Genomic DNA, 10011 nt, shown 5'->3' on the forward strand with positions numbered 1-10011 from the left:
ACCCAACTTATACCGGCATGTTCATCAGCTCTTTGTACGATTCGACCAATTTATTTCTAATTTGGATCGTCGCTTCAAAAGCCACACTAGATTTATTACGAGCAATCATCACGTCAGATAAAGACACGCTTTGATCGCCACTGTCAAAACGAGTTTGAAGATTACCAGAGGTCTTTTGTAATGAGTTCACATTATTGATGGCATTAGTCAGCATGTTGCCAAAATCTGCACCAACCGCTTGGCCCGTTGCAGCAGGACGCGTGCTGGCAGCTTCAACCATCATTGCCTGCATTTCGCCTTGTAAACCATCTATTCTCATTTACTACCTCAGGAGTCAAAATTATGACTATCTATTTAGCTTTATTATTGACAGAGCAATTAACGTGCCATGCATCAATTTGACTAGCTATCGTAATACACTAGTCAGAAAGCTGACACTACTAATTTATGTTCAATTTGGAATATCTATTCCAGCATCACGCATTTTCGCTAATTTATAACGCAATGTACGAGGGCTAATGCCTAGCTTTTCAGCCATATCTTTACGTCGACCATGACAAGCAATCAATGTTTCGAGAATGATCGCATACTCTTGATCTCTAAGTTCATTTCCAAGCCCTTCGCTACCTGCCACGACTTTATTGATAGGATTCGCTTCAGCAATCGGCTTAATTTCTGGCGCTGCAACACTGTTCCCTTCAACGATCTGTTGTAGTCCAGTTGCGTCTTGCCAGTCAACACCTTCAAGTAAAATATGTTCGCCTGAAATATTTTCTTGCTCACTCAAAATTAGAGCGCGCTGCACGACATTATCCAGTTCACGTACATTTCCCGGCCACGGATAATTGACGAGTTTACTAATGGCTTGCTCAGACAGAACAGGAACAGGCATTCCTAGTTTGGTGCAATGACGTTCCACCAAATGTTTCGCAAGCGGCGCAATATCACCTTTACGTTCACACAGCGCTGGCCAAGTAATTGGAAATACATTCAGTCGGTAGTATAAATCTTCACGGAAATTCCCTTCAGAAACATACTGTTTTAGGTCGCGGTTACTGGTTGCTAGAACACGGACATCCAATTTGATGCTCTTGCGGCTACCAAGACGTTCAACTTCGCGCTCTTGCAACACTCGCAGCAATTTCGCTTGTAGGCTGAGATCCATTTCGCTGATCTCATCCAACAAAATAGTACCGCCTTGAGCTTGCTCAAATTTACCCGGACAAGCTTGAATCGCACCGGTGAACGCACCTTTATCGTAGCCAAACAGTGTTGCTTCCAACATATTGTCTGGAATCGCGGCACAGTTAATCGCAACAAACGGACCGTCTTTACGGCTCGAAGCGTTATGAATATAGCGAGACATGACCTCTTTACCAGAGCCACTTGGCCCTAGCACCATCACGTTGGCATCGGTTTTAGCCACCTTGTCAGCCAGCATCATTAGTTTGATACTTTTCTCATCAGCAACAATAGCATCGCCATTGTCATCCGACTTTACGGGAGCGTAACGGCTCACCATGTTTAACAGCACTTCTGGCGCAAATGGCTTTGCCATGTAGTCGATAGCGCCTTCTTTCATTGCCGCGACCGCATCTTCAATGTTGGCATAGGCCGTCATCAATAGAACCGGAAGATTTGGCCAATGCTGCTTGATGTTTCTTAGCAATGCTAAACCGCCCATACCGGCCATCTGAACATCAGAGACAACGATATCAACAGAGTTTGATTTCAATTTTACCAGAGCATCTTCCGCACAATCCGCTTCCAGCCATTCGTAACCAGCAAGCGCGAGTGTATCGACAAGGGCTTCGCGTAGACCTTCATCATCTTCGACGATTAACACTTTGCTTTGAGCCATAGGATTCTCCAGTGTAAATTCAGTTAAAACTTATTAGTCTTCAGAAGAAGAGCTTCTTTCCAACGGTAGACACATGGTAAAGCATGCGCCATCACCCTCTTCTGATATCAATTCCAGTCGACCTTCATGTGCTCGGCATACCATTTGTACAACCGCTAAACCTAGACCTGTGCCTTGAGAACGAGTGGTAAAGAAAGGTTCCATAATTTTACCTTGAAGTTCTTTAGGCACACCGGGGCCACTGTCTTGTACTGATATCTTAAGTTCACCGTTTACGGGTCTAAAAAACACATCAATCTGCGATTTCTTGCCAGCAATTTGAACCGCGTTCAAAACTAGGTTACTTAAAGCAGAAGCGATAGCATTGGCGTTGCCAAACATTTGAGTCTTTTCATCTTCAACTTCCTGACAATAATCAATCTGGTTGCTTTTTAACGCAGCCTCCACCATAGGATGAAACTCAATGATGAGTTCCGCGATGGTGAATGGCTTAACCACCTTGTTGTCGCCACCTTTGGCAAACAACAGCATGTCATTCACTTGTTTCTCTAAATCATGCAACCTATCCATCAGCTTAGATTGAAAACGCGTTTTTGTTGCCGGCGGCAAATTTGGCGCGGCAAGGTTTGATGCATACAGCATTGCACTAGAAAGCGGCGTGCGAACCTGATGGGCAAGCGAAGCGACCATTCTTCCGAGTGAAGATAAACGCTGAAGATCGCTCACACGAGACTGAAGTAAGCGAGTTTCTGTCAGGTCTGTAATCAAAATAAGCTGACCTGTAGTCGAAGCTGAAATCGCTAAGCGCACTTTTCGCCCATTCTTCAATGAGATCTCATGCCCATCATCGTCCCTTGGTTCAAAGGCATTTTGTATTACCGAAAACCATTTCTCGCCAACCAACTCAACCCCGAGAATACGGTGTGCTTCAGGATTCGCTTCTCTCACTTCACCATGTGTATCTAACAAGATGACCCCCGCAGGCATAACATCGAGCACTTGCTTATAGCGCTCAACCTGTTGCTCAACAGAATCTAGATGTGATTGATTTTCTGGTTCGTTAGATAGGTGCATGTCAAAAATTTGCCTCAAATACTAAAACAGCCTGACATGTACAACACAAGTCAGGCTATTTGCTATATTTATCACATAGTTAAGCAAGCAACAACTCGACTATGGTTTATCTGTTCGTTTAGCTAAAGTTGCTAAAATGCTAAAGTGTGTACTAGTTTTCGTTTTCATCGAAAATAGGCACTAACGCTGCAAGTTATATTTGCGCATTTTTTCGACCAGAGTGGTTCTGCGCATTCCAAGCATGTCAGCAGCGCGAGCAACAATACCGCCCTGAGCCTCCAACGCTTGATTGATCATATTCACTTCCATATCAGCGAGTAGTTCTTTCAAGTTAACCCCTTCAGCGGGTAAATCTTGAGGTGCGTTCGCATTGTCAGCAAGCTCATCGTGCTGCTCAAAACTGAAGTCTTCTGAGAACAAGTCAGAAAGAGCATCTCGCTCTTGCTCTTCCTCTGATGCAAAATTATTAAACTCTGGCTGAAACTCTGGGATATCACTGTATCTATATTTAGTTGGTAGATGATTCACATCAACCAAGCTATTTGGATATAAAATAACCATTCGCTCAACTAAATTAGCTAACTCACGTACGTTGCCCGGCCAGCAATGCTCCATCAAAGAGTTGATTGCACGGGGAGTAAAACAGATTGGCATGCCACCTTCAGCTTCCATTCTGGTCATCAACTCCTGAAGCAATAGGGGAACATCTTCTTTTCGCTCCTGAAGCGATGGCATTTCAATTGGGAAAACGTTCAAGCGATAGTAAAGGTCTTCACGGAACAAATCATCTTCGATCATATTTTCAAGATTGCGGTGTGTTGCCGCAATCACTCGAACATCAGCTTGAATGGTACTATTGCCACCTACACGTTCAAAACTGCGTTCTTGTAAAACACGAAGCAACTTAACTTGCATCGCCATTGGCATATCACCAATTTCATCAAGAAACAGTGTACCACCTTCAGCCAACTCAAAACGGCCTTTACGTGCGGTAATTGCACCAGTAAACGCGCCCTTCTCATGACCAAACAGTTCACTTTCGAGCAAGTCTGGCGGTATAGCGCCACAGTTTACGGGAACGAAAGGTCCTGAACGACGTTTAGAATGATAGTGAACATTACGTGCTACAACTTCTTTGCCCGTGCCTGACTCGCCAAGAATCAATACGTTTGCTTCAGTAGAAGAGACTTGTTCAATCAAGTGACGAACTTCTTGGATACCAACACTCTGCCCAACTAGACTACGAAAAAGCGTGTTCTTACGCGCTGAAGGTAAAATTTGAACGCCTTTACGGCCTAAGAAGTCTTTACAGTGTCTCAGTGCATCACTTAATTGCGGATAGTTAAGAGGAAGTTCGAGTTCACCAACAAAGTTAGTAAGTTCCTCAACCGGGTAATCGTTTTTGCCAATCACCAGTAAAGGGATGTGATTAACATGAACAAGCTTTTCATTCAGTAATGCGAAGCCTTTGGCTTTAATTGAACCAATGATGCAGCCAGCCCACTGTAGGGACCAGTCAACTTTGTGTGCTTGTTCAGAGCTGATTACTTCGCAGCTCTCTCCTACAAACTCTAATATTGTGCTTAAATTGTGACGATTTTGAGCGTTATCATCGACGACAAGCAGTTTTGCCAAACCTTGCATAAGTAGGAATTATTGCCTTTATTTTGGTGCGATGCGGAAATTGGTAAGCGACGTAAGAGACAAAACAGAGAAAATATCAATGATTATGATCTACGTGGACAAATCTAGGAAACCAGCAACGAAAAAAGCCATTAGGCTATCTAATGGCTTCTATTTTATTTGATTATAAAAATAAGGCAACCAAGCAATTCAGAGATATGCGATTGGTTTAAACTGGGATGTTTCTTTAAATACCAACATCCGCAGACGTTAAATTGTGATATTCATTCGGAATTTGGTCCCAAGCGCTCTTAATTTCGCGGATAATATCGATAACATCATCAATTGGCTGAGGATCATTTTTGTGATTTGCAGCAGAAATTTGCGTGATCATAAACTCATAAAGTTGATCTAGATTTTTCGCAATGTCGCCACCATCGGACATCGATAGGCAACTACGCAGGCTAATAATGATATCTAGAGCCTTACTCAGTCGCTCACCTTTCACCGGGATGTTGCCCGCTTGCATTGCCGCTTTACCTTGAATTAAGCGCTCGATAGCACCAGCCATTAGCATCTGAACAATTTTATGCGGTGAGGCAGCTGTAAGCTGACTATCCACTGATACCTTTTTATATGCCTGTAAAGAACCGCGCATAGTAAACCTCTTCTATAAAAACTTTTTGTATTGTTGAACTGATTTGGCACCATGTCGGTATTTATGTAAGTTTTTACCTACTCGACCAGTCTCAGACTGCATCAGTTCGACCAATTGTCTTGTTCTCGAAATGGCTTCAAACCACTCGGAGCTTTGCTTAACGTCGGGATATGAATCGATTAATTGAAGCACGTTTTGCAATAACTGTTCTCTGTTATCGACAAGATGCACTATTTCTTCAGCATTAATTTCACTATATTCGAGCTTAGACATAATTAATTGATCGAGCTCACAAAGCTCTTGAAGCAGTTTGCTCATCTATTAGCCCATTGCACTCATCATGCTGCCCAACTGAGATTGCATCTTGCTGGTCGCATCCTGCATCGCAGTGAACTTGGAGTGCGTACGGCTCTCTAGGCTATCCATGCGTCGGTCAAGCGCGCTTTGATCATCAACCAAACGGTAATTTTGTTCGACTAAGCTCTTTTCTCTCGTGCGGATTGAGCCCGTAACACCCGTGATCCCTTGAATCGCATCTTCGACTTTTTTGGCGAAACCGTTGTTGCCGCCAAAGAACTCACCCAACTTATCAAAGTGATTGTTAAGCTGACGATCAAGCATGTCGTAGTTGATTTCTAGCGAGCCTTGTCTTGTGGTGGTGATACCAAATTCAGTCAAAGACTTAAGGTTGTCAGGCGCGTCTTCAATGCTTGAAGAGAACACACTTTTTAGTCGCGAGTCTGCGTTACGCACTGTACTGTCACCAGAAAGAGGGCCTTTTTGACCTGTCAAAGGGTCAACACTCGCCAAACCTTTAGATATTTTGTAAAACTGATTATAAGAGCTAACAAAAGCTTCAATATCTTCACGAACACGATTACGGTCGTACTCAACACCAATTTCTGCTGGCGGCTTATCTTTTGGCGTTTTACCTTTAACCGTAATATCAATACCTTCAACGGCATCTTCAATCACATTATTATTGCTAGAAAGCTGAGCGACACCATCCAGAATGACCATTGAATCTTGTCCAGCTTGCACTTCAGTCATGCCGCTGTATTGGTCAAAAGACTGTTGAGCCAAAGCCAGATTAGCTTGAGCTTTATCAACCTTCTCTAAATGTGTTCGTTCCCCCGGAGATAACCTAGCTCTCTCTAATTGCTGAGCCTGCTCCGGGGTTAATTCACCTTTCTCAACTCTCTTCGCTAACTCTGAACGTTCATCAACCAATTTACTTTCTATTCTGGCTTTCTCGGCATCGAGCTTCTGCTGCGCTTCTTTGGGGGTAACATAAGAATCCGTCAGAGTACCTGCGGCAGTATTTGACCACCCCGGAATATCAGCGGCTTTCTCGATGGCTTTTTCGTCAAGCTCGAGTTCAGGCCTAAAAAAAGAATCGAGTAATGTGCCCGAAGCGGTGTTGTTCCAGCCTGGGATCGTATCTTCTGGCATCCCTGAAGCCGCTAAGGCGGACGCATCTAGCGCCTTTTGACCTGCCATTGCCGCTTCTTGGCCATAAGTTAAATTATCACGGTCAAATTCAGCGAAAGGATCTTCAGGTTCAACGACAGGTTCCGATTTTCTTTCAAAAATAGGATTGCCGTTTTCATCAAATATGGAATTTCCGTCATCGTCTCGCAGCGGAACAGCAAAGCCGTCAGGAATTGGGTTACCGTCAGCATCCAATTTAGGAGGGGCATCAGCTAAGACGCCTTGCGCTACTGAGCGAGCATCTTCTAAGGCTTTCAGTCTTTCCGATAGGGTTTTATATTCTAATTTTTTTAGAGGGTTGTTATCTTCAGAGTCAACGTGGAGTTTTATTTGATTGTCTTCACCAGACATATTTGAAGCGAGGACTAACCGTGGTCCTTCTTTATCATTAATGATAGAAGCTCGAACACCCGGATTATCCCCAGCGCTGTTAATACCTCTAACAACATCACGCAGTTTTGAGTTAGCACTAACTTGTGTTTCGAAGCTCTCGCTACCAAGCGAAACCTGCAGCTTGCCAGGGCCAAATTTCATGTCATCTGATAGAACATCAGAAGCCACTTTATGGCTCTGGGCAAGCTGCAACACATCGATGGCATATTTGCCAGCGATCGCTTCGGTAGTCGCGGTCGCAGAAACAAGATTTTCATCAGTACTTTCTACTGTTCGCACAGCAAAAGCTTTATCCTGACGAAAGCTTGTCATCAGATCCTTCATCGAATCAAGGGATTCTCTGAGTCTTCCATAGGCACTAATGCTGGTGTCGATTCGCGTTCGTTCATTGTCGATCTGTTGCTGTTTAGGCACACGCTCAGAATCAACAATTTTGCTGACCATGGAATTGATATCCATGCCAGACGAAATCCCCATTGGGCCAAAACTCATTAAACCACCTCAATAATACGACTTAAACCTTAGCCTCCAATATTCCACTATTCGAGGTTTGGGCTGCTAGGCGCCTCAGAATTTCGAGCATTTCTTCGTCGGGAATTTGGCGAATAATATCGCCTGTTGTGGTCTCATAAATAGTGACCACATCTCTCCCAGTCTCTTCATCAACCTTGAAGGCAACACCCTTGTTAAGAGAAGATATAAACTCATTGACCTTCTCAACCATCTTGACACGCTCCTGATCATTTAACTCTTGTCTATGTTGAGCTAATTGAATCGCCGCTTCGGTAGCCATCTCTTTCGATTTTTCTACCTTGCCATGAGATGTTGCTTCTTTTAGTTGTAAAGTGCTCGACGCACTACTACCTTCATCGCTTGCAAATTTAGTGCCATTAGGTGAGCCATAAGGCTGGATGTTCGACGCGTTAGATAATATTTCCATAACACTCTCCCTCCCACCTTTATGAGCCTAACAGTAAAACTCTACCCAGAGTAGAGTTTACCGTTACTTACTGAAGTAAGTTTAGCCCAACAAGCTTAGAGCTGCTGATGGTGATTGTTTTGCTTGAGCTAAAATAGAAGTACTCGCCTGTTGTAAGATTTGAGACTTCGTCATTGCCGTTGTTTCTTTTGCGTAATCGGTATCTTTGATACGGCTCTTAGACGCATTAACGTTTTCGTTAATATTATCTAAGTTGCTGATTGCGTGATCAAAACGGTTTTGGAATGCACCGAGAGATGCTCGGTTACTGTCTACTGATTTTAGAGCGCCATCAATAATAGATACCGCGTTGTTAGCACCAGCAACCGATGTTACATCGATATCGTTAACAGTAACGTCTTTACCTGCACCAATCCCTAGCTCGCCCGCCAGACTGCCGCCAAATTCAACATTACCTTCAATTTTTTGGCTAGAAGCAAACAGTTGCAGTTTACCGCCTTCACCTACCGATGCTTGGACGTCTGGACTTTGGCCATTAATATACGTTGCTAGCTCTTCCATGTCGTTGCCTTCTTTCGCAGAAATAGACAACTCTTGAAGATCACCAAACTGATCTTGGTATTTCATCGTTAGAGCAGAGTTTGCTCCTACACGCCAAGACGTATCTTTACCCTCGGTAACACTATAGCTCTTACCGCCCATAGCTTGAGTGTCAGTACGCATATTATTCATCGTCAGCATTACTGCTTCACCAGAATCTGCACCGATTTGGAAAGATTGGCTACCAAAAGTACCGTTCAAAAGCTTGTTACCACCAAAAGAGGTCGTTTCAGCAATACGGTTAAGCTCAGTGTTTAACGCCGATACTTCTTCTTGGATAGCAACACGTTCAGATCTCGTGTTTGAGCCATTTGAAGATTGAAGAGAAAGGTCACGCATTCGTTGCAGGATATTGGTTGACTCATTCATTGCACCTTCAGCAGTCTGTGCAATAGAGATACCATCATTCGCGTTTTTTACAGCCATATCTAGGCCACGGCTTTGCGACGTTAAGCGGTTAGAGATTTGTAGGCCTGCAGCATCATCTTTCGCGCTATTAATTTTATAGCCAGAAGACAAGCGCTCCATTGATTTTTGAGTACCTTCAGCCGCGCTATTTAGGTAGCGCTGAGCCGTCATTGCAGACACATTTGTGCTTACATTAATCGCCATAGTTGATCTCCTTTAGGCATTTTTTCATGCACTTATGTGACTCTCACCTCACAAAAACACATGTTATTTTGTTTTATATACCAGTGTCTCTCTCACCTTACATTGGTACATATCATTTCTCTCAATCCCTTTAACGGCCCCTTAACTAGAAGCTTTAATAAAAAATGCATTTTTTTTCGTATTATTTTAAATATTAAAAAAAACGTGAAGTAGTTCGATTACTTTCACGGCATCTTTTAAAGCAGGACTTATACCAATAACAGTAAGTAAGTAAGTAAGTAAGTAAGTAAGTAAGTAAGTAGAAATAGCGCAGGAAAAATGCTTGAGAACAAGGCAGGGTTTTTCGATAAGTAGTTATTCTACAATTAGAAGCTCTCACGCCGTTATCGAGTTTTTAGCAAGCTAGGGTGATAAGTTATTTACTACGATTGGTATTAACACTATGTGTATCAACATCCATCAGAACATTGATATAAGAAAGGATTCCTGATATCTCGCTCTACTCGGTTCTGGAATGACGAAAGGCTACTTCGATACAATAAGCAATAAGCAATAAGCAATGAGCAATGAAATCATCATTTCCCAACTCGGTCATTCCCTACAGTGGGGAACGAACGTGATAGGGAATCTCGCTTTTTCTTTCCCCCCTGATCTCGAAAATTACCGTTACCAAATCGCAGGCAATAAAAAACCCAGCCGAAGCTGTAATGCCGTTCACTTAAGAGTGAACGGCATTTTTGTTCTTAGCATACCGTTGTG

Annotated in this window: 10 protein-coding genes; 1 reads left to right on the top strand and 9 read right to left on the bottom strand. The window is 43.2% G+C overall.

Annotated elements, in window-relative coordinates; genetic code table 11:
* Window positions 1-7: 7 nt before the first annotated feature.
* The 9 genes from fliE to ACED53_RS17345 form a co-directional block, all read right to left on the bottom strand.
* The gene (fliE, locus tag ACED53_RS17305) at window positions 8-319 is read right to left on the bottom strand and encodes a flagellar hook-basal body complex protein FliE (protein WP_009848554.1); all 312 of its coding nucleotides are present in this window, start codon (window positions 317-319) and stop codon (window positions 8-10) included.
* A 132-nt stretch (window positions 320-451) separates the two neighbouring features.
* Window positions 452-1861, bottom strand: coding sequence for a sigma-54 dependent transcriptional regulator (locus ACED53_RS17310; protein WP_009848555.1), 1410 nt, complete (start codon window positions 1859-1861; stop codon window positions 452-454).
* 33 nt (window positions 1862-1894) lie between these two features.
* On the bottom strand, window positions 1895-2935 hold the full coding sequence (locus ACED53_RS17315) for a PAS domain-containing sensor histidine kinase (protein ID WP_009848556.1): 1041 nt from the start codon (window positions 2933-2935) through the stop codon (window positions 1895-1897).
* 180 nt (window positions 2936-3115) lie between these two features.
* Entirely contained in the window at window positions 3116-4579 is a 1464-nt protein-coding gene (locus ACED53_RS17320; RefSeq protein WP_012603437.1) for a sigma-54 dependent transcriptional regulator, read from the bottom strand.
* A 226-nt stretch (window positions 4580-4805) separates the two neighbouring features.
* A complete protein-coding gene (gene fliS / locus ACED53_RS17325) occupies window positions 4806-5216 on the bottom strand; it encodes a flagellar export chaperone FliS (protein WP_009848558.1) in 411 nt (136 codons plus the stop codon).
* A 12-nt stretch (window positions 5217-5228) separates the two neighbouring features.
* Window positions 5229-5534 carry a flagellar protein FliT gene (locus ACED53_RS17330; RefSeq protein ID WP_017101962.1) on the bottom strand — a complete coding sequence of 102 codons (306 nt, stop codon included), beginning with the start codon at window positions 5532-5534 and terminating at the stop codon, window positions 5229-5231.
* Between the two features lie 3 nt (window positions 5535-5537).
* The gene (fliD, locus tag ACED53_RS17335) at window positions 5538-7592 is read right to left on the bottom strand and encodes a flagellar filament capping protein FliD (protein WP_017101961.1); all 2055 of its coding nucleotides are present in this window, start codon (window positions 7590-7592) and stop codon (window positions 5538-5540) included.
* A gap of 22 nt (window positions 7593-7614) precedes the next feature.
* On the bottom strand, window positions 7615-8040 hold the full coding sequence (gene flaG, locus ACED53_RS17340) for a flagellar protein FlaG (protein ID WP_017101960.1): 426 nt from the start codon (window positions 8038-8040) through the stop codon (window positions 7615-7617).
* Between the two features lie 81 nt (window positions 8041-8121).
* Window positions 8122-9252: a flagellin gene (locus ACED53_RS17345; protein WP_017101959.1), complete on the bottom strand. Its 1131-nt coding sequence runs from the start codon at window positions 9250-9252 to the stop codon at window positions 8122-8124.
* A 559-nt stretch (window positions 9253-9811) separates the two neighbouring features.
* Between ACED53_RS17345 and ACED53_RS17350 the strand changes: the two genes are divergently transcribed.
* The coding region (locus tag ACED53_RS17350) for a hypothetical protein (protein WP_371708217.1) at window positions 9812-10011 on the top strand (200 nt) is incomplete at its 3' end.

This window comes from Vibrio sp. 1F169, assembly GCF_041439605.1.
GTDB classification, from domain to species: domain Bacteria; phylum Pseudomonadota; class Gammaproteobacteria; order Enterobacterales; family Vibrionaceae; genus Vibrio; species Vibrio tasmaniensis_A.

What these genes read in the sequence shown, in the direction of transcription:
- fliE (WP_009848554.1), bottom strand. Translation starts at nt 319, where the DNA reads ATGAGAATAGATGGTTTACAAGGCGAAATGCAGGCAATGATGGTTGAA.
- ACED53_RS17310 (WP_009848555.1), bottom strand. Translation starts at nt 1,861, where the DNA reads ATGGCTCAAAGCAAAGTGTTAATCGTCGAAGATGATGAAGGTCTACGC.
- ACED53_RS17315 (WP_009848556.1), bottom strand. Translation starts at nt 2,935, where the DNA reads ATGCACCTATCTAACGAACCAGAAAATCAATCACATCTAGATTCTGTT.
- ACED53_RS17320 (WP_012603437.1), bottom strand. Translation starts at nt 4,579, where the DNA reads ATGCAAGGTTTGGCAAAACTGCTTGTCGTCGATGATAACGCTCAAAAT.
- fliS (WP_009848558.1), bottom strand. Translation starts at nt 5,216, where the DNA reads ATGCGCGGTTCTTTACAGGCATATAAAAAGGTATCAGTGGATAGTCAG.
- ACED53_RS17330 (WP_017101962.1), bottom strand. Translation starts at nt 5,534, where the DNA reads ATGAGCAAACTGCTTCAAGAGCTTTGTGAGCTCGATCAATTAATTATG.
- fliD (WP_017101961.1), bottom strand. Translation starts at nt 7,592, where the DNA reads ATGAGTTTTGGCCCAATGGGGATTTCGTCTGGCATGGATATCAATTCC.
- flaG (WP_017101960.1), bottom strand. Translation starts at nt 8,040, where the DNA reads ATGGAAATATTATCTAACGCGTCGAACATCCAGCCTTATGGCTCACCT.
- ACED53_RS17345 (WP_017101959.1), bottom strand. Translation starts at nt 9,252, where the DNA reads ATGGCGATTAATGTAAGCACAAATGTGTCTGCAATGACGGCTCAGCGC.